Origin of the sequence: Dyella kyungheensis (assembly GCF_016905005.1) — a bacterium.
GTDB lineage: Bacteria > Pseudomonadota > Gammaproteobacteria > Xanthomonadales > Rhodanobacteraceae > Dyella > Dyella kyungheensis.
On record NZ_JADIKC010000007.1, the window covers coordinates 439,293 to 463,199 of the forward strand.

17 protein-coding genes, 1 pseudogene and 1 riboswitch are annotated in these 23,907 nt (G+C 64.6%); of the genes and pseudogenes, 4 read left to right on the forward strand and 14 right to left on the reverse strand.

The features are described 5' to 3' along the window. Positions 1 to 49 precede the first annotated feature (49 nt). Positions 50 to 835 (reverse strand): alpha/beta fold hydrolase, encoded by a 786-nt coding sequence (locus tag ISP20_RS16515; RefSeq protein ID WP_204637200.1) that lies wholly within the window; start codon positions 833 to 835, stop codon positions 50 to 52. A gap of 265 nt (positions 836 to 1,100) precedes the next feature. On the opposite strand from ISP20_RS16515, the gene ISP20_RS16520 reads away from it, so the two are divergent. After that, positions 1,101 to 3,275, forward strand: coding sequence for a TonB-dependent siderophore receptor (locus tag ISP20_RS16520; RefSeq protein WP_204637201.1), 2,175 nt, complete (start codon positions 1,101 to 1,103; stop codon positions 3,273 to 3,275). Positions 3,276 to 3,383: 108 nt separating this feature from the next. Here ISP20_RS16520 and ISP20_RS16525 read toward each other — a convergent pair whose 3' ends face one another. Continuing rightward, complete coding sequence (locus ISP20_RS16525) at positions 3,384 to 4,505, reverse strand: serine hydrolase (protein WP_204637202.1); 1,122 nt, start codon at positions 4,503 to 4,505, stop codon at positions 3,384 to 3,386. A gap of 387 nt (positions 4,506 to 4,892) precedes the next feature. Between ISP20_RS16525 and ISP20_RS16530 the strand changes: the two genes are divergently transcribed. Further along, positions 4,893 to 6,761 (forward strand): ATP-binding cassette domain-containing protein, encoded by a 1,869-nt coding sequence (locus ISP20_RS16530; protein ID WP_204637203.1) that lies wholly within the window; start codon positions 4,893 to 4,895, stop codon positions 6,759 to 6,761. A gap of 84 nt (positions 6,762 to 6,845) precedes the next feature. Here ISP20_RS16530 and ppc read toward each other — a convergent pair whose 3' ends face one another. Then, the gene (gene ppc, locus ISP20_RS16535) at positions 6,846 to 9,551 is read right to left on the reverse strand and encodes a phosphoenolpyruvate carboxylase (protein WP_204637204.1); all 2,706 of its coding nucleotides are present in this window, start codon (positions 9,549 to 9,551) and stop codon (positions 6,846 to 6,848) included. 238 nt (positions 9,552 to 9,789) lie between these two features. Beyond that, positions 9,790 to 12,177: pseudogene (locus tag ISP20_RS16540) on the reverse strand (S9 family peptidase); the annotation flags it as partial. A 141-nt stretch (positions 12,178 to 12,318) separates the two neighbouring features. Continuing rightward, positions 12,319 to 12,420, forward strand: a riboswitch (S-adenosyl-L-homocysteine riboswitch). A gap of 40 nt (positions 12,421 to 12,460) precedes the next feature. On the opposite strand from ISP20_RS16540, the gene ahcY reads away from it, so the two are divergent. Then, the gene (gene ahcY / locus ISP20_RS16545) at positions 12,461 to 13,894 is read left to right on the forward strand and encodes an adenosylhomocysteinase (RefSeq protein WP_204637206.1); all 1,434 of its coding nucleotides are present in this window, start codon (positions 12,461 to 12,463) and stop codon (positions 13,892 to 13,894) included. Between the two features lie 137 nt (positions 13,895 to 14,031). Here the strand turns inward: ahcY and ISP20_RS16550 are convergent, their stop codons facing one another. Genes ISP20_RS16550 through ccoN form a run of 10 tightly spaced genes read right to left on the reverse strand, consistent with a single transcriptional unit; the run spans position 14,032 to position 22,851 of the window. Continuing rightward, positions 14,032 to 14,754, reverse strand: coding sequence for a sulfite exporter TauE/SafE family protein (locus ISP20_RS16550; RefSeq protein ID WP_204637207.1), 723 nt, complete (start codon positions 14,752 to 14,754; stop codon positions 14,032 to 14,034). Beyond that, entirely contained in the window at positions 14,744 to 14,947 is a 204-nt protein-coding gene (gene ccoS / locus ISP20_RS16555) for a cbb3-type cytochrome oxidase assembly protein CcoS (RefSeq protein ID WP_204637208.1), read from the reverse strand. The genes ISP20_RS16550 and ccoS overlap by 11 nt, the downstream gene beginning before the upstream one ends. Continuing rightward, positions 14,944 to 17,409: a heavy metal translocating P-type ATPase gene (locus ISP20_RS16560; RefSeq protein WP_204637209.1), complete on the reverse strand. Its 2,466-nt coding sequence runs from the start codon at positions 17,407 to 17,409 to the stop codon at positions 14,944 to 14,946. Before ISP20_RS16560 ends, ccoS begins: the two co-directional genes overlap by 4 nt. Further along, a complete protein-coding gene (locus ISP20_RS16565) occupies positions 17,352 to 17,834 on the reverse strand; it encodes a FixH family protein (protein ID WP_204637210.1) in 483 nt (160 codons plus the stop codon). The genes ISP20_RS16560 and ISP20_RS16565 overlap by 58 nt, the downstream gene beginning before the upstream one ends. After that, positions 17,831 to 19,384, reverse strand: a complete 1,554-nt coding sequence (locus tag ISP20_RS16570; protein WP_204637211.1) for a 4Fe-4S dicluster domain-containing protein — start codon at positions 19,382 to 19,384, stop codon at positions 17,831 to 17,833. The genes ISP20_RS16565 and ISP20_RS16570 overlap by 4 nt, the downstream gene beginning before the upstream one ends. Continuing rightward, entirely contained in the window at positions 19,381 to 19,683 is a 303-nt protein-coding gene (locus ISP20_RS16575) for a hypothetical protein (RefSeq protein ID WP_204637212.1), read from the reverse strand. The genes ISP20_RS16570 and ISP20_RS16575 overlap by 4 nt, the downstream gene beginning before the upstream one ends. Then, complete coding sequence (gene ccoP / locus ISP20_RS16580) at positions 19,680 to 20,615, reverse strand: cytochrome-c oxidase, cbb3-type subunit III (RefSeq protein WP_204637213.1); 936 nt, start codon at positions 20,613 to 20,615, stop codon at positions 19,680 to 19,682. Before ccoP ends, ISP20_RS16575 begins: the two co-directional genes overlap by 4 nt. After that, positions 20,612 to 20,752, reverse strand: coding sequence for a cbb3-type cytochrome c oxidase subunit 3 (locus tag ISP20_RS16585; protein ID WP_204637214.1), 141 nt, complete (start codon positions 20,750 to 20,752; stop codon positions 20,612 to 20,614). The genes ccoP and ISP20_RS16585 overlap by 4 nt, the downstream gene beginning before the upstream one ends. Position 20,753: 1 nt before the next feature. Then, positions 20,754 to 21,395 (reverse strand): cytochrome-c oxidase, cbb3-type subunit II, encoded by a 642-nt coding sequence (gene ccoO, locus ISP20_RS16590; protein WP_204637215.1) that lies wholly within the window; start codon positions 21,393 to 21,395, stop codon positions 20,754 to 20,756. A gap of 10 nt (positions 21,396 to 21,405) precedes the next feature. After that, complete coding sequence (gene ccoN, locus ISP20_RS16595; protein WP_204637216.1) at positions 21,406 to 22,851, reverse strand: cytochrome-c oxidase, cbb3-type subunit I; 1,446 nt, start codon at positions 22,849 to 22,851, stop codon at positions 21,406 to 21,408. A 224-nt stretch (positions 22,852 to 23,075) separates the two neighbouring features. Here ccoN and metF point away from each other — a divergent pair, with 224 nt between their 5' ends. Continuing rightward, complete coding sequence (metF, locus tag ISP20_RS16600; protein ID WP_204637217.1) at positions 23,076 to 23,903, forward strand: methylenetetrahydrofolate reductase [NAD(P)H]; 828 nt, start codon at positions 23,076 to 23,078, stop codon at positions 23,901 to 23,903. The last annotated feature ends 4 nt before the right edge of the window (positions 23,904 to 23,907 follow it).

Genomic DNA, 23,907 nt, shown 5'->3' on the forward strand with positions numbered 1-23,907 from the left:
CACGAAAGTCATGGTTTCGCGCGCAACAAAATCACTGGCGTGAGACAGGCTAAGCGAGGGCAGGCTGCCGGTGCAGCGAGAGAAATCGTTCGATCTGCCCGATGAACTCGTCCGGCGATTCGACGTTCATGAGATGCCCGCCCGCGACGATCTTCAGCACGGACCCGTGGATGCCATGGGCCAGTTCCTCTGCACCGGCCAGTGGCGCGAGACAATCTTCGTCGCCGCTGATGATCAGGGTGTGTGCGCGAATGGCGCTGAGGCGCGCGCGCCCATCGAATGCAAGCAGTGCGGCAAGCAGGCTCAGCCAATCGTCGCGCGACTGCTCCTCGCCCTGTTCGTCCGGATACGCCAGATACGGCGCCGAGCGCGAGTCGTCCAGGAACGCCACGGAGAACAGCCAGGGCAATACCAGCTCATAGAGTTGCCTGGCGGACAACCCGTCGCGATACACCGAACCGATCGCCTGGAGAAAAAGCCGCGCCTGCGGATTGACGACCGCAAAGGTCGCCGCCAGCACAAGACGGTCGATCCGCTGCGGCGACGCGACCGCAAGCGCCTGGGCAACGACGCCGCCCATGGAGAATCCAATTACATGGGTGGACGAAATCCCGGCCTCGTCGAGCATCGACTCGATGTCGCGTGCCAGATCCTCGATGGAGAACGCTTCGACCGTACCCGGCGACAATCCGGAACCGCGCAGATCGACCGCGAGCACCCGGAAGTGCCTGGCGAGCGCAGCTTGCTCGACTCCCCAGAACTGCGCGTCCCCGCCAAGGCCATGGATAAGCACCACGGCCGGCGCATCATCCGGGCCCTCTTCGAGCCAATGCATCCCTGTTCGGGACCTGTATGACGTTGGCACGACGGTTCCTCACCTAAATCGGTCGACCATCATGCGGCAGCAGCCCGTGCAGCCCAATCCCCGGCAGCGAGTAGACGCCCAGACGCCCGTCGGCAAGGGCCGACCCGCCGTTGTTGCCTTGCACCGCGTTAATGCGACTGGTTATCATTTGCGAAAATGACGCTTGTATCACCCCTGCCAGCCGACGCCACCAGGTCAAGCCTCGTCGCCACGTCTCACTATGTAGGGGTTTGCCATGCATCATTGCTGCCGCCCGCGGCTGCGCGTCCGTCCGCTGTTCCTCGCCCTTCTCGCCGCCATGCCACTGCTGGCGCAGGCGCAAACGACGCCGGATGGCGACGACGGCACGGCCAGGAAAAAGACCACCACGCTCGACGCGGTCAACGTGAAGGGCCAACAGCTGCCTGCGTATACGGTGGACCAGAGTTCGGCGGCCACGCGCCTGCCGCTCACCCTGCAGGACACGCCGCAGTCGATCAGCGTGATCACTTCGCAGCGCATGACCGATCAAGACCTCACCTCGGTGCGCGCCGTGCTCGACAACACCACCGGTGTGCAGTCCACCGCATACGACACCGAGCGCGTGATCTTCTGGTCGCGCGGTTTCCTGATCGAGAACATGGCGTACGACGGCGTGCCGGTGGCGTCGAGTCTCAATGCGCAGTCCGCCGACGGCTCGCTGGACACCTCGGTCTACGACCGCATCGAAGTGATCCGCGGCGCTACCGGCCTGCTGAGCGGCGCGGGCAGCCCGTCGGCGATGATCAACTTCGTGCGCAAACACGCCGACAGCCCCACGCCGCAAGCCGACGTGACGCTGAGCTACGGTTCGTGGAATACCAGGCGCATCACGGCGGATGGTTCCACCCCGCTCAACGCTTCGGGCAGCGTGCGCGCCCGGCTGGTGGCGACGCACGAGGATGGCGACTCGTATCTCGATCGCTATCACAACAGGAAGAACGTGCTCTATGGCGTCGTCGACGCCGACCTCGGCGAGCACACCGTGCTCAGCGTGGGCTACGACTACCAGAAGACCAAGCCCACCGGCGTCACCTGGGGTTCGTTCCCCGCGTTCTACGACGACGGCACGCTGATCCACTGGCCGCGCAGCTTCAGCAGTGCGGCCAACTGGACGTACTGGAACAACACCACGCAGACGGCCTTCGTGCAGCTCAAGCACGACTTCGACAACGGCTGGCAGCTGCACGCCGAGGCCAGCCATCGGCAGACCGATGCCGATTCGGCGCTGTTCTACGTCTACGGTTTTCCCAACCGGGAAACCGGCGAAGGGGTCACGCCGTACGCTTACAAGAGCTTCCAGCGCGGTCGCCAGAACATGGTGGATCTGTATGCCACCGGACCGTTCCAGGCATTCGGCCGCGAGCACGAGCTGGTGGTCGGCATCAACGGTTCGAGCTATTCCAATGATTACTTCGACTATCCCAGCGGCGACCTGCCCGACCCGGGCAACTTCCTGCAGTGGACCGGCAACTATCCGTATCCCCCGTTCGCGTCGCAATCGGCATTCGTTTCCGATACGCGCATTCGCCAACAAGGTGCGTACGCGGCGGCACGCCTGTCGCTGGCCGATCCGCTGAAGTTGATCGTGGGTGCGCGTTACAGCAGTTGGAAGAACGACACCGACGATGCCGTGCTGGGCGTCTACCACGAGTCGCAATCGAAGACGCTGCCGTATGCCGGCCTGATCTACGACATCACCTCGAACTATTCGGCGTTCGCCAGCTACACCAAGATCTTCGATCCGCAGACCAATCGCTACCAGGATGGCAGCTATCTCGATCCGATGATCGGCAGCAGCCGCGAGCTCGGCATCAAAGGCCGCCATTTCGACGGCGCGCTGAATACCTCGCTGACCTTGTTCGACACGCGCATGAGCAACGTGGCCGAAGCCATTCCCGGCGGCTATCTGCCGGACGGCATCACGCAGGCCTACACCTCGTTCAATGGCACGCAGTCGCGCGGCTACGAACTCGAAGCGTCGGGCAAGTTCAGCGACCACTGGAACGGCACCATCGGCTGGTCGCACTTCAACATCAAGGCGCCGGGCGAAGGCGCCATCCACACCGCGCTGCCACGTGTGCTGGTCCGCGCCTTCACCACCTACGAACTGGGCGGCAGCCTGAGCGGGCTGACCGTCGGCGGCGGCATCAACTGGCAGGACGCGAGCAAGGCGCCGGTGGATGGTCCCAACGGCACGCAGTACGTGAATCAGTCCTCCGTGCTGCTGCTCGGTGCGATGGCGCGCTACGCGTTCAACGATCACGCCTCGCTGCAGGTCAACGGCGACAATCTGCTGAACCGCAAGTACTTCGTGCTGGACGACTACAGCAACCTGTACAACGCACCGCCGGCGAACTTCATGCTCAGCTTCAACTACAAGTTCTTCTGATGCGTGCACTTCCGGCGGCGCCGCTTGCCGCCGGATCAGGTCCCACAACAACGAAAGCGGGCCGCCCTGAGGCAGCCCGCTTTTCATGCAATCCGATTCGAACGGCGCTTACTTGTCGGGCGATCCGCCCACGGAGGCAACCTTCTGCCCCGCCGCCGTTGCCACCTTCGTGCTGCGCGCGGTGGTAGCCGGACAAGTCGCGCCCTTTTTCTTCTTCGAGCAGGTCGCCGCACTGGCAACCGTGTCCGCCTTCGCGCCGCGACGGTGATGGCGACGCGAAGCCGGCGTGGCATCGGCCACGGCGGTGGCCTTGGCGGCAACGCCACCCTTGACGCGACGGCCCTTCCCACCCGCCACGACTGCCGGGGCTTCACCGGCCTGGGCGATCAAGGCGGCAGGCGTTTCCTGGTTCTCGAAACCATCGTCCAGCAGGCGAGCCATCAGACGGTCGCGCATGCCGGCGGTGCGCCCACCCATCACCACGGAGAACAGGCGACGCCCATCCTTCACCGCGGTGGAGGCCAGGTTGAAGCCCGAGACGTTGGTGAAGCCGGTCTTCAGACCGTCCATGCCCGGGTACTTGTCCATCAGGTTGTTGTGGCCGCGCACGAGACGGCCGCGGAACATGAAGTCCTTGGTCGCGAACAAGTGCGAGTACTGCGGGAAGTCGTGGTACAGCGCCATGGCCAGCTTGCTCATGTCGCGGGCCGTGGTGGTGTCGTCCGGATCGGGCAGGCCCGAGGCGTTGGCGAAGCGCGTGTTGCTCATGCCCAGCAGTTGGGCCTGCGCGTTCATCATCTCGACGAAGTGGCCCTCGGAACCGCCCAGGCCTTCGGCGACCACGGTGGCGGCATCGTTGGCCGACTTGGTGATCATGCCGAGGATGCAATCTTCGACCGTGATGGTCTGGCCGTTGCGCAGGTCGAGCTTGGTCGGCGCCTTGGCGGCGGCCCACGAGGACACCGGCAGCTCCTGGTCCATCTTCAACGTGCCGTTCTGGATCGCCTGGAAGGCGAGGTACATGGTCATCATCTTGGCCAGCGAGGCCGGATGATTCGGCTCGTCGGCATTCACTGCCGTAATCACCTGGCCATCGGTTTCATTGATGACGATGGCGGCATAGCCCGCCTGGGCCACGCTCGCGAAACCGCCGGCAACGACTACCAGCAACGCCAGTAGAGCTTGGCGCCAGGATGCTGCCCTGGCCAGCGTGTTGGACTTGATAGCCACCCCAGTTCCTCGCTTCAACCGGCGTTACAAACCCTGAACCGCAGCACCGTCGCCACGGGTCAAGACAATACTTGAATTAGGTCACATAAGTCCATGTTTCCATGGACGATAAAACGATGACAGCGTCCCGGCTGAGTCGTAACGTAGATTTCACCGTGAAGGCGATGTCTACGCGTCAAGGGAGTGTGCCCGCAAAAAGCGTATGGCGAAAGGACTATTTGCGTGTAGGCGCCACATTTTTTCGTTAAAAAACAATTACTCCGCCAGACGCCTGCCTCATCGACCGGGAGCACGCCTTCTCCTCCGGCCTTTCCTCATCGGCCGATAGGCGCCGGTATTGAGCGGCAAAGCGAACGATTGCTGCAGCGCATCGCTTAAAATGGCCGGATGTCCCTGATACAACTCCAGCGCGTCGACTTCAGCATCGGCGGCCCCCTCCTGCTCGAACACGTCGACCTCTCCATCGAGGCGAACGAGCGCGTGTGCATCGTCGGTCGCAACGGCGAAGGCAAATCCACCCTGATGAAGCTGATCGCCGGCGAGTTGAAAGCCGACGATGGCGAAGTACGTGTGCAGAACGGCATCGTCGTTGCGCGCATGGCGCAGGAGGTGCCGCAAGACACGGCCGGCAGCGTGTTCGACGTGGTCGCGCAAGGCCTCGGCGACCTGGGCCGGCTGCTCGCCCGTTACCACCATCTTCTCGCCGAAGGCGACATGGATGCGCTGGGCGATGTGCAGACGCAGATCGAAGCGCAGCACGGCTGGGATCTCGACCGACGCGTCACCGACGTGTTGACGCGCCTGGAGCTTCCCGGCGACACCGATTTCGCCGCGCTCTCCGGCGGCATGAAGCGTCGCGTGTTGCTGGCCCAGGCGCTCGTGCGAAAGCCCGACGTGCTGCTGCTCGACGAGCCCACCAACCATCTCGACATCGAAGCCATCGGCTGGCTCGAAGCGTTCCTGCGCCAGTTCGAAGGCAGCATCATCTTCATCACGCATGACCGCAGTTTTCTGCGCGCACTGGCCACGCGCATCGTCGAGATCGATCGCGGCCAGCTCACCGACTGGCCCGGCGACTACGACAACTACCTGCGCCGCCGCGAGGAACGCCTGCACGCCGAAGCGCAGGCGAACTCGCACTTCGACAAGAAGCTGGCACAGGAAGAAGTGTGGATACGCCAGGGCATCAAGGCGCGCCGCACGCGCAACGAAGGCCGCGTGCGCGCGTTGAAGGCGCTGCGCGTGGAGCGTTCGCAGCGTCGCGAACTTTCGGGCAACGTCAAGATGACGATGGCCAATGCGCAGGCGTCGGGCAAGAAGGTCATCGACCTGGAGCACGTGCACCAGAGTTACGGCGGTCGCGTGCTGATCGAGAACCTGAGCACCACCATCATGCGCGGCGACCGCGTGGGCATCATCGGTCCGAACGGTGCCGGCAAGAGCACGCTGCTGAAGATCATGCTGGGCGAACTCAAGCCTGACCGTGGCCACGCCACGCTGGGCACCGGCATCCAGATCGCCTACTTCGACCAGCACCGCGTGCAGCTCAACGATCAGCTCAATGCGCTGGACAACGTGGCCGAAGGGCGTGAATTCATCGAGCTCAACGGCTCGCGCAAGCACATCATCGGCTATCTGCAGGACTTCCTGTTTTCGCCGGAACGTGCGCGCGCGCCGATCACTCGCCTGTCGGGCGGCGAACGCAATCGCCTGCTGCTCGCCAAGCTGTTCGCGCAGCCCTCCAACCTGCTGGTGATGGACGAACCCACCAACGACCTGGACGTGGAAACGCTGGAGCTGCTGGAAGAGTTGCTGACCCAATACCAGGGCACCTTGCTGCTGGTCTCGCATGACCGCGAATTCCTGGACAACGTCGTGTCCAGCACGCTGGTGCTCGAAGGCGAAGGCAAGATCGGCGAATACGTGGGCGGTTATACGGACTGGCTGCGCCAGCGCCGTGCACCGCTGGCGCCTTCGATCAAGAGCCTGGAAAGCAAGGCACCCGTTGCAGCGGCCACTGCCGCTGCGCCTGAAGCGAAGCGCAAGCTGAGCTACAAGGATGCGCGCGAGCTGGAGCAGTTGCCCGGGCGGATCGAGAAGCTGGAGGCGGATATCGCTGCGCGCAGCGAAGCGATGAACGATCCGGATTTCTTCCGCCAGGACAATGCGGCGCTTACCAAGGCCAATGAAGCGCTGTCCAAGCTGCAGGCGGAGTTGGATACGGCTTACGCACGCTGGGCGGAGCTGGACGGCTGACGCGAAAGGCAGTCGCGCACAGGGTGCGCTCCTACAACGAGCGCTCTTTTGTGGGAGCGCACCCTGTGCGCGACTGCCTCGGTCTCAACCCGTATTCTGCAGCCCCTGCGACACGCCATTCACGCACGCCACCAGCGCCGTGAGCAGGGCATCGTCGCTCTCGCCACCTTCGCGCCAACGCTTGAGCAGATCCACCTGCAACAGGCTCATCGGATCGACGTAGGGATTGCGCAGCTCGATCGAAGTCGCCAGCCGGGGCGCATTCTGCAGCAGGCTGTCGTTGTGCTTGAGCTGCATCAGCCAATGACGCGTGCGCTCGAATTCCTCGCGGATCATCGTGAAGAACGGCTCGTGCAACGGGCCGGCGAGTTGCGAGAACGCTTCGGCAATACCTAAGTCGCTCTTGGCCAGCACCATCGACACGTCGTCGAGCATGTTGGCGAAGAACGGCCAGTCGTGCGCCATCTCCGACATCGCCTGCTCGCCGTATTCCGCCGCGCCGAATTCCAGCGCCGAACCCAAACCGTACCATCCCGGCAGGATCGAGCGGCACTGCGTCCACGCGAACACCCACGGAATGGCACGAAGATCCTGCACGCCGCGCATGCTGCGGCGGCGCGCCGGACGCGAACCCAACGTCATGCGTTCGATCACGTCGATCGGCGTGGCGGAACGGAAGTAGTCGACAAAGCCTTCGCGATCCACGAAGGCCCGGTAATGTTCGCGGCTGCGCGCCGCCAGGCGGCTCATGCGCTCGCGCCATTCTTCTTCACGAGACTCGTGCGTGCGCGGCCGCAACGATGCACGCAAAACCGCGCCGACCATCTGTTCGAGATTGCGCAACGCCAGTGCACGGATGCCGTACTTGCGATGGATCACTTCGCCCTGCTCGGTCACACGCAGCACACCGGCCACCGAACCACGCGGGGAGGACATCAAGGCCGGTGTGATACGCGCACCGCCGCGGCTGGCGGAGCCACCGCGACCATGGAAGAAAGACAGTCGGATATCGGCTTCCGCAGCGACTTCCAGCAACTCCACCTGCGCGCGTTGCAAACCCCAGCGCGAGGCGAGCGTGCCGCCATCCTTGCCACTATCGGAATAACCCAGCATCACCCACTGGCGATTGCCGCGCGAGGCCAGGTGATCGCGGTAGACGGGATCATCGAGCAGCGCGCGCAACGTGGCGGGCGCGTTCGTCAGGTCATCCACCGTTTCGAACAACGGCGCCACGTCGAGCGGCACCCGGCCCTGCTCGGTGAGCCCGCCGTAACGCGACAGCGCCAGCACCGCCAGCACGTCGGCGGCAGAGCGCGCCATGCTGATGATGTAGAGGCCCAGCGAATCCGCGCCGTAGCGGCCGCGCGCTTCGCGCAACGTGGCGAATACGTCGTGCAGCGCCGTGGCAGTGGCATCGTCGCTGTTGGGCAGCGAGTCCTGTCCGCCGGCAAAACGGCGCAGCCGCTCGGCGCGCTGGTCCGGCGGGCGCGACGACCAGTCGTCGTCCTTCAACAGTTGCGCCAGCGCATCGTCGTGCACACGCGAATCCTGGCGTACGTCCAGGCGAGCCAGATGGAAGCCGAACGTGCGCACGCGCCAGATCAGACGGCGTACCGCATACGCGCCCGCGTGCAGGCCGTGATGATCGATCAGGCTGATGGCGATCAGGCGCAGGTCTTCCAGCAACTCGTCGGCGGAGGCATACCCTTCGGGATGATCGTCTTCGAGCGTGGCCTGCAGGCGCGCACCGATGATGGTCAACAGGCTGCGATACGGCATGTCGGCGTGGCGTGGCCGCACCTTGGCCGCCGCCTCGGGAAAGCGGACGCGGTAGTCGAACAGGCGATGGGCCAGATCGTTGCCCACGTCCACGCGGTCCTCGGTCTGGCTCAACAGGCGCGAAAGGCCGGCGATGTCCTCGATGTAATGTTCGAGCACATGGGCGCGCTGCGTCGACAGGCTGTTGGCGATGGTGGCGGCGCCGACGTTCGGATTGCCGTCCATGTCGCCTCCCACCCAGGTGGCGAAACTCAGCAGGCGCGGGATCGGCACGGCCACGCCATACACCGTCTGCAACGCATCGGCGAGCGACTCGTACAACGCCGGCACGATGCGATAGATGGGATTGGCCAGATAGAAGCCGACGTGATGGTGCTCGTCCTGCACGCTGGGACTCACCGACGAGGCTTCGGCGGTTTGCCAGCCCGAGCTGAGCGCCATGAAGATGCGGTCGTCGTCTTCCTTGCGCTCCTGCGGCGTACGCGTGGGATCGAAATTGTCGACCAGCGCGCGCACGATCGATTGTTCCTTTTCCAGCAGTGAGCGGCGCACGGCTTCGGTGGGATGCGCTGTGAAAACCGGTTCCACTTGTAACCGTTCCAGCCACTCGATCAGTTCGCCCGCTTCCACGCCCTGCGCCTTCAGGCGCGTCAGCACATCGAGCAGCGACTCCGGTTGCGGCGCGCCGCCCTCGCGCTGGTAATCGCGGCGGCGGCGGATGCGATGGATGCGTTCGGCGATGTTCACCGCCTGGAAGTAGGTGGCGAAGGCGCGAGCCAGCGATTCCGCCTGGCCGGTTTCCAGGCCAGTGAGCAGGCTGCCCAGCACGTCGAGCGGCGCATTTTCCACGCGGCGTTCGATGGCCGCTGTGCGTATGCGCTCGACTTCATCGAGAAATTCGGGAGAAATTTGCTCGGCCAGCATGGTGCCGACCAGCGTGCCGAGGCGGCGGACGTCTTCGCGCAGGGGCGCGTCGTGCGGAGAGAACTCAGGACTGCGGTGCTGGTTCATCGATGCCACGTGGCGGATGTCTGGACGTCCAAGACTACCCCAAGCGAGGCACATTTGTGCAATGCCACAAAATCGTTCAGCGACATAAAAAAAGCGGGACGACGATGCGCCCCGCTCTCTCCTGTTCGTTCGCAGCCGCTCAGTGCGCGGCTGCGGCCTTGCCCGCAGGCTTGGCCTGCTTCACGTACACGTCCAGCCAGTTGTTCATCTCGGCCAGCATCTGCATGATCGATTCGCGCGCCCGGTACGCATGCGCCTCGTTCGGCAACAACACCAGCCGCGCCGTGCCGCCCAGACCCTTGATGGCGGCGTACATGCGCTCGCTCTGGATCGGGAACGTGCCGGAGTTGTTGTCCTGCTCGCCGTGGATCATCAGCAACGCGTCCTTGATGTGGTCCGCGTAGTTGAACGGCGACATGGTGTTGTAGACCTCCGGTGCCTGCCAGTAGTTGCGCTCCTCCGACTGGAAGCCAAACGGCGTCAAGGTACGGTTGTAGGCGCCGCTGCGCGCGATGCCCGCCTTGAACAGGCGCGTATGCGCGAGCAGGTTGGCGGTCATGAACGCACCATAGGAGTGGCCGCCCACCGCGATGCGGTTGCGATCGGCCACGCCACGGCGCACCACTTCATCGACCGCGGCTTCCGCACTGGCCACCAGCTGCGGGATGTAGGTGTCGTTGGGTTCCTTGCTGCCTTCGCCCACGATCGGCACGGAGAAGTTGTCCAACACCGTGTAGCCCATGGTTAGGAAGGCCTGCGGGCCCCAATAGCTGATGCGGTTGAAGCGATACGGCGAGTCGGTGACCTGCCCCGCCGCATCCGCCGATTTGAACTCGGCCGGATAAGCCCACATCAGCATCGGGCGCGGGCCATCCTTCTTCGGATCGTAATGGGGCGGCAAGTAGAGCGTGCCGGTGAGTTCCACGCCATCCTTGCGCTTGTAACGGATCTGCTCCTTCTTCACGCCCACCAGTTGCGGCAGCGGATTGGGGAAATGGGTCAGCTCGCGCAGCTTGCCGTTCGCGGCGAGATCGCGCACGTAGTAGTTGGTCGGCTCGGTGGGCGACTCGCGCGAGATCAGCGCACGCGTGCCTTCCGCGTCCAGCAGGATCTGCGGGTCTTCGTAGTACGGCGCCTGCGACTGGAACAATCGCGTGTTCGCGCCGGTCTGCAGGTTCACCCGGTCGATGAACGGACGATCGCCCTCGGGCGAGGCGCCTTCACCGAGGCGATAGATGCTCTGGCCATCGGCGGTGACGATCAGGCGCGATTCGCCATGCTCATCGGGCATGGTCGCGGGCGTGCCTGGATTGCGATAGCGGTCTTCCGAGGAGCCCTCGCGCACCAGCGCGGGCGCCTGCGTCGGCTGATCGGGCGACACGCGCCATTCCTTCACGTGACGCGTCTTCCACCAGAACTCGTCGATCAACGCCAGCTTGCCGTTGGCCCAATACGCGCCGGCATAGCGGCCGCCGAGTTTCGCCAGCGTCACCGGCGCCTGCTCGAACGGCGCGGCCTGCGTCTGCACGAGGTCGCGAACATCCGCGGCACGTGCGGGATCGCCGCCATCCTGTGCTTCCGCCCACACCAGCGTGGCCGGTGCATCGGCACGCCAGGTGATGTCGCGCACGTCGGTGGGCACGGCATCGTTGCCGGTGGGCAGGCCTTCCACCAGCGGCAGATGGGCGATTTCCTTCACCAGCTTGCCGTCGCGATCGAGCACTTCGATGCGACGCGGGAAACTTTCCACGGGGACGAGATAGGAGAACGGACGCTCCACGCGTTCGCTCAGCAGATAGCGGCCATCGGGCGACGGCGCGATGCCGAGCGTCAAGGCCGGCGCGCCGAGCTTGGTGACCTTGCCGTCCAGCGACACCAGCGCGGACTGCGAGCGCAGGTAGTACTCGAACAACTTCGCATCGTCTTCGTTGCGCAGCATGTCCTGATAAGTGCGGATGGCCTTCACGCCACCGCCGGCCGCCGTCTGCTGCGTATCCGGGCCGGTCGGGATGATGCTGGCGACCGGTGCCGGACCCTGCCCTTCGGGCTGCAACTGCACCAGCAGCTGCGAGCTGTCGGGCATCCAGCGATAACCGCGACCTGCCACGGTATTCAACGGCAGCGTGATCAGCCGGCGCGCCGAGCGGGCGGCGATGTCGACCACCCACAGCTCGTTGCTGCCTTCGCGCGCATTCACCTGGTTGAAGGCGAGATAGCGCTGGTCGGGCGACCACGCCGAGGTGGCGATGGACAGCGGCTTGGGCAGCCCCTGCAGGCGGATCTCCTTGCCGGTGGCCACATCCATCAGCCACAGGTCGCTGCCGAACACGAAGCGGCTCTGCGCATAGGTGCGTGGATTGATGCGCAGGCCGGCGAGTTTCAGTTCAGGTTGCGCCACCACGTCGATGCCGGGCAGCGGCGGCGTCTGGGTGAGCGCCAGCAGGTCCCGATGCGGGCTGATCGACAGCTGCGGCGGTCGCGGCGCATCCACCAGCGCCTGCAACGGCGCGGGCGGCGCGAGATAGCCGGTGGCGGCGGGCGCCGGTGGCGGCGTATCCGCCAGCACCAGCGGTGAGGTGGCCAGCAACAAGCCGGCCAGCACGAAACGGCGCAACGACTTATCCATGCGAGGCGATCCCCTGTGTCATGACTCCTGCGACATTACCCTCTCGCCGGCCGGCGCCACTAGGCCATCGGTCATGGTTGGCCTGAACCCGATGGCCCTTCGGCGACGAAACCATCATCCGAGGACGCTATACTCATGCGTCCCGTCGAGGGGCGCTGCGACCGCGGCTCCGTGCACACCCCAGCGTGTTCCACGAACCCGGCCAGGCTCGACGGATTCTTCCTGTAACGGCGCCCGGACAACGATGCGGCTTTTTCAGCCGCAACACCCGGAGCTAAGCCAAATGAACGCAGTTACCAAGGATTCCGCCTCGCAGGACTTCAAGGTCCGCGATATGTCGCTCGCCGAACTCGGCCGCCGCCGCATCCGCATGGCCGAAGAAGAAATGCCGGGCCTGATGCAGATCCGCGCCCGCTACGCCAAGGACAAGCCGCTCAAGGGCGTGCGCCTGTCCGGCTCCCTGCACTGCACGAAGGAAACCGCCGTGCTCGCCGAAACCCTGCGTGAGCTGGGTGCGTCGGTGCGTTGGGCCTCGTGCAACATCTTCTCGACCCAGGACGACGTCGCCGCAGCGCTCGCCGCCGGTGGCCTGCCGGTGTTCGCCTGGAAGGGCGAGACGCTGGAAGAGTATTGGGAATGCACGCTCGACATGCTGACCCACCCGGGTGAGCTCGGCCCGCAGCTGATCGTCGACGACGGCGGCGACGCGACCTTGTTCATCCACAAGGGCGTGGAACTCGAAGACGGCAGCGACTGGGTCAACACGCCCAGCGGCAACCACGAAGAGCAGGTCATCAAGGACCTGGTCAAGCGCACCGCTGCCGCGCGTCCGGGCTGGTTCAAGAAGATCGCCGCCGAATGGAAGGGCGTCTCCGAAGAAACCACCACCGGTGTGCACCGCCTCTACCAGCTCGCCGAAGCCGGCAAGCTGCTGGTGCCGGCGATCAACGTCAACGACTCGGTGACCAAGAGCAAGTTCGACAACCTCTACGGCTGCCGCGAATCGCTGGCCGACGGCATCAAGCGCGCGACCGACCTGATGGTCGCCGGCAAGGTGGCCGTGGTCTGCGGTTACGGCGACGTGGGCAAGGGTTGCGCGCATTCGCTCAAGGGCTTCGGTGCCCGCGTGATCGTGACCGAGATCGACCCGATCAACGCCCTGCAGGCCGCGATGGAAGGCTTCCAGGTCACCACCATTGAAGACACCCTGGGCCTGGGCGACATCTACGTCACCACCACCGGCAACAAGGACATCATCACGCTGGAGCACATGGCGGCGATGAAGAACAACGCGCTGGTGTGCAACATCGGCCACTTCGACAACGAGATCCAGATGGATCGTTTGAACGGCGCCAAGGGCGTGTCGCGCGAAACGATCAAGCCGCAAGTGGATCGCTACACGTTCGAGCAGACCGGCCGCAGCATCTACATGCTGGCCGAGGGCCGCCTGGTGAACCTGGGCTGCGCCCATGGCCACCCGAGCTTCGTGATGTCCAACAGCTTCTCCAACCAGACGCTGGCCCAGCTCGACCTGTGGGCGAACAAGGACGTCTACGAGAACACGGTCTACCGCCTGCCCAAGAAACTGGACGAGGAAGTGGCTCGCCTGCACCTGGAGCAGATCGGCGTGAAGCTGACCAAGCTCACGCAGGAACAGGCCGACTACATCGGCGTGCCGGTGGAAGGTCCGTACAAGCCGGATCACTACCGTTATTGATCGTTTGCCTTCGGGCAGATTGAAAAGGGCCGCCGAAAGGCGGCCTTTTTTTGTGTGGACTGAGGCAAACGGCGTCGCGCACAGGGTGCGCTCCTACAGGAATACCGCCAACTTGTGGGAGCGCACTTGTGCGCGACTCAACGAAGCGATCCACACCCCAGCCACCCCATGACGCCATGCAGCGCCGGCACCTGCATCAGCCATGGCCCCGCCATCGTCATCACCCCAGCCAGCAGCACAAACGCCGCCACGCCTCGCCGCGCCCCCTCGCGCTGCATCCAGCGTCCCATCCTCACGCCGGACCACGTAAGCGGCACCATCATCAACCACGTGCCCAGACCAAACGCCGCCATGATGGCCGCGCCGCCCACGGCACTCGCCTGCAGCCACGCGGCAGCCAGCAGCGTCCCGCTAAGGCCGCAGGGCATCCATCCCCACAGCATGCCGGCAACGAGTCGCCGAAGCGGCGTGTTCGCCGGAAGCAGACGTCGCTGCAACGGCTGCAGCCAACGCCAAAGGCGTGTGGCCGGACGTCCGAGGAAACGCAGGCGACCGCGCTTGTCGAGCAAGCGCCACGCCACCAGCACCAGCACCAGGCCCATCGCCATCCGCGCACCGACGATCAGCGCATGCCATTCGAACAGGCGCAGCACGCCGTCGCCCACACCGCCGACCAAGGCGCCCGCCAGCGCGTAGCCAAGCACACGGCCCGCATTCAACTGCACGGACGCCATCAGCCCATGGCGAGGCGACCACATCGAGAAACCTGTAGCGATGCCGCCACACATGGCAGCGCAGTGCACGCCGCCAAGCACGCCGGTCAACAGCGCGGCCGACAACGCCAGCGAGTCAATCGCCATCGGGAACGACGTCCTTGCCCGGTGCATCCCGTCCTGCTGGAGGTAAGTCCGGCCGGCTATCGTCACGCAGGATATCCAGCGCCGGCGTGTCCATATCGTCGAACTGTCCCTTGCGGACGGCCCATACGAACGCACCGATCGCGAAGGCGAGCAGCATCAGACTCAGCGGCACCAGCATCAGCAGGATGATCATCGCGTCGCCTCCGTATTGCGCGACCGCGTCAGGCGGAGCGCATTGATCGTCACGACCAGAGAGGACAGCGCCATGCCCAGGGCCGCGATGGCCGGCGTCACGTGCCCGGTCATCGCCAGGGGCAGCGCGAGCACGTTATAGCCCACCGCCCAGGCAAAGTTCTGGCGGATGATCCGCTGCGTCTGGCGCGAAAGCCGAATGGCGTCGGAGAGCCGCAGCAGCGATGGCGAGGTCAACACCATGTCCGCGGCGCGCTGCGCCAATGAAGCGCCCTCGCCCATGGCGATCGATACATCGGCGCCCGCCAGCACCGGCGCATCGTTGAGCCCATCGCCCACCATCGCCACCACGCGCCCCTTGGCTTGCAGCGCGCGCACCAGCGCCAGCTTGTCCTCGGACGACTGGCGGGCATGCGCCCTGCCGATCTTCAGCTCGGTCATCAAGCGCCGCACCGGGTTGGCCGCATCGCCGCTGGCGAGGTGTAGCTCGATGCCCAGAGCCCGCAGCGCGGCGATGGCTTGAGTGGCATCCGCGCGCAGACTTTCCTGCAGGGAGAAGCGCGCGACCACCCGCTGTCCATCGCCCAGCCAGAGCTGGCCATCGTCTTCGCGGCGCCCCGCAAACGATGCGCGCCCCAGCCTCCATGCCTTGCCGTCGATCAGTCCAAGCACGCCGTGTCCGGTCACTGTGCGCAGGTCGTGTGCCTGCAGCGACGTGCTCGTATCGGCGAACGCCCGGGCGATCGGATGGTTGCTGTCCCGCTCCAGCGCGGCTGCCATCTGCAAGGCCATGGCAGGCGATATCTCGGCCGTTGTATGCACGTCGCCCAGCGCGAGCTGCACGCTGGTCAGCGTGCCGGTCTTGTCGAACACCATGTCGTTGACCCGCGCAAGCTGCTCCAGGCCGCCGGCGCGGATCGAGAGCACGCCCATGCGCGCCAATGCTCCATGGCTTGCCGCCAACGCGGCAGGCACCGCCAGTGAAAGCGCGCAGGGACAACTGACGACCAGCAGCGACAGCGTCACTTCGAAGGCACGGGCCGGATCGTGCCAACGCCACACCCCGTAGACGATCACCGCCAGCACCAACAGCACCGAGACGAACACGCTGCCGATGCGATCGGCGATGCGCGCCAAACGCGGGCGTTGCGCTTGCGCCTGCTCGACCAGCCGCGCCAGCTGCGACAAACGCGTGGCAGCTCCGGTCTGCGTCACTTCGAGTCGCGCGGGAATCTCGCGGCACACCGTACCGGCGTAGATGGTGGCGCCCTTCGCACGAGTCATCGGCCGCGACTCGCCGGTCAGCAATGCCTCTTCAAACGACGCTTCCGCCGTGAGCAGGCAACCGTCGGCGGGCACCACCTCGCCTACCGCGATGCAGACGATATCGCCGACCTGGAGCGATGCCACCGGCACCGACTCGCGACTGCCATCATCGCGTTCGCGGACGGCCAGGGTGGGACGCGCTCGCGCGAGCGCATCCACCTGCGCACTGGCAACGCGACGCGCGCGCTGCTCCAGCAGTCGCGCCGTGAGCAACAGGAAGACGAACATGGTCGCGGCGTCGTACCAGATCTGTGCGCCACTACGGACGGTTTCCACCACGCTGGCAAGGTAGGCCAGCAGCGTCGAGCTGGCGATCAACGTATCCATGCCTGGACGTCGCTGCCGCAGCTCCCGCCAGCAGCCCTGCAGGAACGGCCAGCCCGAGTAGAACACCACGGGCGTGGCAACCAAAAAGGCGGTCCAGCGAAAGAAGTCGCGCGTCGCTCCGGCCATGTGATGACCGAAATCCAGATAGAGCGCCTCGGAAAACATCATGGTCTGCATCGCGCCCAGGCCTGCAATGCCCAAGCGCGTCAGCCAACGGCGATGCTCTGCCACGCGTTCGCGCTCACGTGCGGCACCGGTGGCGAGGTACGGGCGATAACCGAGCATCGCCAGGCGTTGAAGCAGTTGCGACAGTCGAACCTGCGCCGGATTCCAGCCGATGCGGATGCGGCCGGTGACCGCGTTGGCACTGGTGTCGAAAACGCCCGTCTCGCGCCGCAGTGCCTGATCGATCAGCCACGCGCAGGCGGCGCAACGCATGCCGTCGGTCAGCAGGGTCATTTCGAGGCCACCGGCCACCGGCAGTGCGTGTTCGCCCAACAGGTCATCGCGATCCCAGCTGGCGAGATCGGGCACATCCTCGACGCGCGTCCCCGCGGCACTGCGCAGGCGGTAGTAGTCGCCCAGCTCGGAATGGCGGATCCATTCGGCAGCGGCGACACAGCCGTGACAGCAGAAGCCTCGTGAGGTGCCTTCGACGTCGAACTGCAACGGCTCCTGCGGCAATGCCTCGCCGCAGTGATAGCAGAGCTGTGGCCGACCGGTCGGGTCGACATCGACGGCGCGGTCCACGATCAGGGCGTCAGGCGAATGGCTCGCGCTTGCACCGTCCAGCGTCCACGAAGAGACCATGCCGCGTTGTCGGGGCTCAGTTCGACCAGCCAGTCATGCCCACCGTCCAGCGATTCCACACCGCGCCAGCCCAGCTCGCTGGGCGATAGTTCCACGGTGCGATCCACCGCTTGTGTGTCACCAGTCCTGAGCGTGAGCCGCAGCTTGCCGCCACGCGGGAAATCGCCATCCATCGGCACGGCTTCGATCATGTCGCCCTTCAATCGAAGCACCAGCCCCTTGGTGGAGACCTCGGTGGCAGGCGCATCCTGCGCGGATACCAGCATCTTGCCCACATGGGTGGCCTGGGTGACGGTCTCCATGTCTTCGCGCCCGGGGTGGACGGCTGCAAACAACAAGGCGAAGCCGATGGCCACCGATGCCAGTGGCAGGCCCACCAGCATCCACACCATCGGTTCGCGCCAGGTACTGCGTGTCTGGTTCATGGCAAAGGTCCAAAGAAGCTGCTTTTGACGTCGACGGAGGCGTCGGCGTCGAGATCGCGCACGTGGAATGTCACTTCATGACGGCCGGCGGTTTCCGGCGAGGCGGTCACCGTGAGCGGTATCGAGAGCACTTCGCCGCTCTGCGCAAGTACCGCTTTCGATCCTCCGCCCAGTCGAATGTCGGCGACATCAGTGGAGCGCACGTCGATGGCGAAGCGATGCGCCTGTTGCGCCTTGTTGACCAACTTCAAGGTGTAAGCGTTCTGGATGTCGCCATTGGCGGCCTCGTTGTACATCGCGTTGCGATCGCGCAGCACTTCGGCCATCAACGGGCTGCGGTGGGTCACGCCGTACAGCCAGCCTCCCATCAGGGCGAACAGCAGCACCCCATAAACCAGGATGCGGATACGCAAGACCCTGGCCGGCTTTCCATCGATCTGGTTCTGCGTGGTGTAACGAATCAGGCCTTTGGGATAACCGACCTTGCCCATCACCTCGTCGCAGGCGTCGATGCAGGCACCGCAGGCGATGCATTCGTATTGCAGGCCGTTGCGGATATCGATGCCGACCGGGCACACCTGCACGCAGATGGTGCAGTCAATGCAGTCGCCCAGCTCGTCGAGCGTGAACCTGGGCAGCGGCTTGGCTTCTTCGCCCAGGGCCGCCAGCGTGATGGTGCCGCCGGCCTGTGCGCGATTGTCGGCCGCGGAAGGATGCTGGCTTGCACGGAACACGTAGTCGTACGCCGTGACCGTGTCGAGCAGACCCCGCGCACGTTCAAGCACGCTTTGCAGTCCGCGCTTGCGCGGTCCGCGCGGCTCGCCACGCATCGGGTCATAGGCGATCAGCAGGGTGTTGCGGTCGAACATCGCGCTCTGGAAGCGCGCGTAAGGGCACATATACTTGCAGACCTGCTGCCGCAAGAAACCCGCATTGCCCCAGGTAGCGAACGCATAGAACAGGATCCAGAACGCTTCCCATCCGCCCCATGCGAAGGGCGTGCGGCGCGCCAGTTCGCCGATCGGGCTGAAGTAGCCCACGAAAGTGAAACCGGTCCACAGCGAGAACACGATCCACAGGGTGTGGCGCGCGCTCTTGCGCAGGATCTTTTCGCGCGTCCAGCCACCGGCGTCCAGTTTGATGCGCTTGTTGCGATCGCCTTCGCACCAGCGCTCGATCCACAGCGACACTTCGGTCCATACCGTCTGCGGGCACGCGTAGCCGCAGAACAGGCGGCCGGCCAGCGCGGTGAAGAAGAACAATGCCAGCGCCGCGATGATCAACAGCAACGCCAGGAACAGGAAGTCCTGCGGCAGGAACATCCATCCAAAGACATGGAACTTGCGCGCCGGCAGATCCAGCAACACCGCCTGCCGTCCTTGCCAGGTCAGCCAGGGGAAGCTGTAGTACATGCCCAGCAACCAGATGACCGCAGCCACCCGAAGGCGGTTGAAGCGACCGGATACGTCGCGCGGATAGACCTTGCGTTCGCTGACGTAGTACGAATCGCTCCCGTCGTCGACGACGTTGAGTGGAATGCGGCGACTCATGGTTGCTTACCGGGACCTTTGAGAGACCGCACCTCGCGACTGGGGCGAAGGAGGATCCAGGTGAACAGGCTCGACGAGGCCGTTGCCAGCCAGATGAGGAAGAAGCCGAGGGTGTAGCCAAATTCGCGCCCGATCTTCAACGAGGGAAAGGTGATGTCCCTCAGGGCGATCGGATCGATGAAGGCAAAGAACACCATCGTCACCACGCCGGCCACGAAGAAGCTCGGCCACAGCAACGCACCGAGGCGTTGCGAGGCTGGCTCGTGACGGGCGGGCACGATGGTGTTCCGCTGGCTCATTCGGCGACTACTGCACCCGCCGGCGGCGGATCCCTGTGGGGCGACAGTGTCCAAACGTAGGCACCGACCAGGCGCGTGCGCGTATCGCCAAGCACCGGCTTCCATGCAGGCATCACGCCCTGCCGACCTTCGTTCAAGGTCCTGTGCAGCGAGGCCTTGCTGCTGCCGTAAAGCCAATAGCTATCCGAAAGATCCGGCGCACCCACGACCTGGTTACCCTTGCCCTGCGGGCCATGGCAAGCCACGCAGATGGTCTGGAACAATTTCTCGCCCCGCTCGGTCGCCTCATCCTTGGCCTGCGCCGGCTTGGACAACGACAACACATAGGCAATCGTGTCATCGACTGCGCTCGGGCCACCTTGCGCGGTGAGCGTGGTCGCCCAGGCCGGCATAACCGCCTGACGCCCTTCCTGGATGGTCTCCAGAATGCGATGCGGCGTGCCGCCCCAATGCCAGATGTCGTCGGTCAGATCGGGGAAGCCGTTGGCACCATGCCCGGTCGAGCCATGACATGCCGCGCAGCGATTGATGAAGATCGTGCGCCCCATCTCCACCGCCTGCGGGTTCTTGGCCAGCACGTCGATGGGCTGGCCAGCATAGAGCTTGAGCGTGTCGTCGAGGCGGGCGTCTTCGGCCGCCGATTCCAGCGCCCACTCCTTGTGCGAGCTCCAATGGCCGATGCCCTGCACATTGCCCACGCCGTACCAGATCAGGTAGCCGACAGCGAACACGATGGTGATGTAGAACAGGTTGATCCACCAGCGCGGCAACGCCTTGTTGTACTCGGTGAGGTTGCCGTCCCACACGTGGCCGGTTTCATCGGGCTTGGGATCGGTGGGGCTACGACGCGTGTTGGCGCGCAGCAGCCACACGCAACCGATCAGGTTGGCCACCACGATGGCGATGACGTACCAGGTCCATCCGGAAGTCATGCGATTTCCTCCTTGTCATCGTCCAGCGGCATTTGCGCGGCGGCATCCATGGCGGGCTTCGTACCCGGCCGCCAGATCCAGATGCAGGAGCCAACGAAGAGCACCAGCAGGAATGCGGTAATCAGTCCAGGGACCATCTCACTCCGCTCCTTCGGCAGCCTGCATGTCGGCCTGCGACACATGCGTGCCAAGCGCGTGCAGGTAGGCGATCACGGCATCGAGTTCGGTCTTGCCTTCGACGGCCTTGGCCGCGCCCGCGATGTCTTCTTCGCTGTACGGATCGCCGATGCGCTTGAGCGCACGCATGTGCGTGGCCACTTCCTCGCCGTCGAGCTTGTTATCCGCCAGCCACGGATAACCGGGCATGTTGGATTCGGGCACGACGTCGCGCGGATTGTGCAGATGCGCGCGATGCCAGTCGTCGGAATAGCCGCGCAGGCCCACGCGGGCGAGATCGGGACCGGTGCGCTTGCTGCCCCACTGGAACGGGTGGTCGTAGACCGATTCGCCCGCCAATGAGTAATGGCCGTAACGCTCCGTTTCAAAGCGCAGCGTGCGCACCATCTGCGAATGGCAGTTGTAGCAGCCTTCGCGGACGTAGACGTCGCGGCCCGCCAGCTCCAGTGCGGGGTACGGCTTGATGCCCGGCAGAGGCTTGATCGTTTCGGCCTGGAACATCAACGGTACGATTTCGGCGAGTCCACCAAAGGACACCGCGACCGCCACCAGGATGCCCATCAGGCCGATGTTCTTTTCGAGTTTTGCGTGTGCATTGCTCATGTCTGTTCCCTCAGGCACGGGCGTCGGCGGCATCGGGCATGAGCAGCGGTTGCGGCTCGGTGCTCGCGGCAGCCAGGCGGAAAGTCTTGAACATGTTCCATGCCATCACCAGCATGCCGGCCAGCACGATCACGCCACCGCCCATGCGCACCACGTAATACGGCTTGGTGGCATTGAGCGCTTCGACGAAGGCATACGTGAGGGTGCCGGTGTCCGGATCGGTGGCACGCCACATCAGGCCCTGCGTCACGCCGGCGATCCACATCGCGGCGATGTACACCACCACGCCGACGGTGTGCAGCCAGAAGTGCACGTCGATCAGCTTGATCGAGTACATCTTGGGCAGGCGCAGCAGGCGCGGCAGCATCGCGTAGATGGAACCGATGGAGATCATCGCGACCCAGCCCAGCGCGCCGGCATGCACGTGACCAATGGTCCAGTCGGTGTAATGGCTGAGCGAGTTGACCGTCTTGATCGACATCATTGGCCCCTCGAACGTGCTCATCATGTAGAACGAGAGCGAGACGACGAGGAACTTCAGGATCGGATCGGTGCGCAGCTTGTACCAGACGCCCGACAGCGTGAGGATGCCGTTGATCGCACCGCCCCACGAGGGCGCCAGCAGCACCAGCGAGAACACCATGCCCAGGTTCTGTGCCCAGTCGGGCAGCGCGGTGTACTGCAGATGATGCGGGCCCGCCCACATGTAGATGGCGATCAGCGCCCAGAAGTGCACGATCGACAGGCGATAGGAATAGATCGGGCGATCGGCCTGCTTGGGCACGAAGTAATACATCATGCCGAGGAAGGCGGTGGTCAGGAAGAAACCCACGGCGTTATGGCCGTACCACCACTGCACCATCGCATCCACCGCACCCGAGTACACCGAGTACGACTTCATCGGGCCGGCCGGAATGGCCAGATGGTTGACCACATGCAACAACGCAATGGTGATGATGTACGCGCCGTAGAACCAGTTGGCGACGTAGATGTGCTTCACCTTGCGCTTGACGATGGTGCCGAAGAACAACACCGCATACGCCACCCAAACGATGGTGATCAGGATGGCGATCGGCCATTCGAGCTCGGCGTATTCCTTGCCCTGGGTATAGCCCAGTGGCAACGAGATGGCGGCGGCCACGATCACCAGCTGCCAGCCCCAGAACACGAAGGCGGCGAGCTTGTCGGAGATCAGCCGCACATGGCAGGTGCGCTGCACGGTATACAGGCTGGTGGCGAACAGCGCGCAACCGCCGAACGCAAAAATCACCGCATTGGTATGCAGCGGGCGCAGTCGGCCGTAGCTGAGCCACGGGATATCGAAATTGAGGGCAGGCCAATACAGCTGGGCGGCGATGAAAACGCCCACCAGCATGCCGACCACACCCCAGACCACGGTCATGACGGAAAACTGCCGTATGACCTTGTCGTTGTAAGTCCCCTCGACGCCCACCATGAAGCCCACTCCTAGGCATAACTGAACGGAAGGAAGTCTGGGGGCCGGGCTGACGTCGCCAATTGATCTGGATCAAGTGGCGCCAGGGAAACCGCTGCTGCGGTTTGTCGCAGGCGGGCGTAGGAGCGGGCCGCGGATCGGCTCGGCAACCACATATCTCTATATCGCGAAAAAGAGATATATACTCCCCGGCACCCGCCACCACGACGCCACGGAGCGCCTCGATGTCGAGCATCAGCTTTGAGTTCTTCCCGCCCAAGACCGACGAACAGCGCAGCCAGCTCGACCAGGCCGCGACGCTGCTGAAATCGCATTCCCCCGACTATGTGTCGGTGACCTTCGGCGCGGGTGGCTCGACGCTGAGCTATACGGGCGAAACGGTGCATCACCTGCATACCCAGCACGGCCTGAGCGTGGCGCCCCACCTTTCCTGCGTCGGCGGCACCCGCGCGGAGCTGGCGGCGCTGTTGGACGACTATCGCGCCGCGGGTTACCGCCGCATCGTCGCACTGCGCGGCGACCTGCCCTCGGGCATGGCCACGCCGGGCGACTTTCGCTATGCCTCGGAACTGGTGCGTTTCATTCGCGAGCATTCCGGCGATCACTTTCACATCGAAGTGGCGGCGTATCCCGAAACGCATCCGCAGGCGGACGACGCGCTCGCCGACCTGCGCCACTTCAAGGCCAAGGTCGACGCCGGTGCCAACGGCGCCATCACCCAGTACTTCTTCAACGCGGACGCCTATTTCCGCTTCGTCGACGACGTGTGCCGCCTGGGCGTCGAAGTGCCGATCGTGCCGGGCATCATGCCGATCTCTAACTTCTCGCAGCTCAAGCGGTTCTCCGATGGCTGCGGGGCCGAGATTCCGCGCTGGATCGCCAAGCGCATGCTGGCCCATGGCGACGATGCCGCATCCATTCGCGAACTGGGCGCCGACGTGGTGGCACAGCTCTGCCGCCGGCTGCTCGACGGCGGCGCGCCGGGCCTGCATTTCTATACCTTGAACCGTGCGCGCGCCACACGCGCGATCCTCGACCGGCTGCACGGATAAGCAA

Bases quoted from the DNA above. Each gene is read 5' to 3' on its own strand.
- ahcY (WP_204637206.1), top strand. From the start codon at position 12,461: ATGAACGCAGTTACCAAGGATTCCGCCTCGCAGGACTTCAAGGTCCGC.
- ISP20_RS16570 (WP_204637211.1), bottom strand. From the start codon at position 19,384: ATGAGTCGCCGCATTCCACTCAACGTCGTCGACGACGGGAGCGATTCG.
- metF (WP_204637217.1), top strand. From the start codon at position 23,076: ATGTCGAGCATCAGCTTTGAGTTCTTCCCGCCCAAGACCGACGAACAG.
- ISP20_RS16565 (WP_204637210.1), bottom strand. From the start codon at position 17,834: ATGAACCAGACACGCAGTACCTGGCGCGAACCGATGGTGTGGATGCTG.
- ccoN (WP_204637216.1), bottom strand. From the start codon at position 22,851: ATGGTGGGCGTCGAGGGGACTTACAACGACAAGGTCATACGGCAGTTT.
- ccoS (WP_204637208.1), bottom strand. From the start codon at position 14,947: ATGATCATCCTGCTGATGCTGGTGCCGCTGAGTCTGATGCTGCTCGCC.
- ISP20_RS16530 (WP_204637203.1), top strand. From the start codon at position 4,893: ATGTCCCTGATACAACTCCAGCGCGTCGACTTCAGCATCGGCGGCCCC.
- ISP20_RS16560 (WP_204637209.1), bottom strand. From the start codon at position 17,409: ATGGTCTCTTCGTGGACGCTGGACGGTGCAAGCGCGAGCCATTCGCCT.
- ccoO (WP_204637215.1), bottom strand. From the start codon at position 21,395: ATGAGCAATGCACACGCAAAACTCGAAAAGAACATCGGCCTGATGGGC.
- ISP20_RS16515 (WP_204637200.1), bottom strand. From the start codon at position 835: ATGCATTGGCTCGAAGAGGGCCCGGATGATGCGCCGGCCGTGGTGCTT.
- ccoP (WP_204637213.1), bottom strand. From the start codon at position 20,615: ATGACTTCCGGATGGACCTGGTACGTCATCGCCATCGTGGTGGCCAAC.
- ISP20_RS16520 (WP_204637201.1), top strand. From the start codon at position 1,101: ATGCATCATTGCTGCCGCCCGCGGCTGCGCGTCCGTCCGCTGTTCCTC.
- ISP20_RS16575 (WP_204637212.1), bottom strand. From the start codon at position 19,683: ATGAGCCAGCGGAACACCATCGTGCCCGCCCGTCACGAGCCAGCCTCG.
- ISP20_RS16585 (WP_204637214.1), bottom strand. From the start codon at position 20,752: ATGGTCCCTGGACTGATTACCGCATTCCTGCTGGTGCTCTTCGTTGGC.
- ppc (WP_204637204.1), bottom strand. From the start codon at position 9,551: ATGAACCAGCACCGCAGTCCTGAGTTCTCTCCGCACGACGCGCCCCTG.
- ISP20_RS16550 (WP_204637207.1), bottom strand. From the start codon at position 14,754: ATGGCGATTGACTCGCTGGCGTTGTCGGCCGCGCTGTTGACCGGCGTG.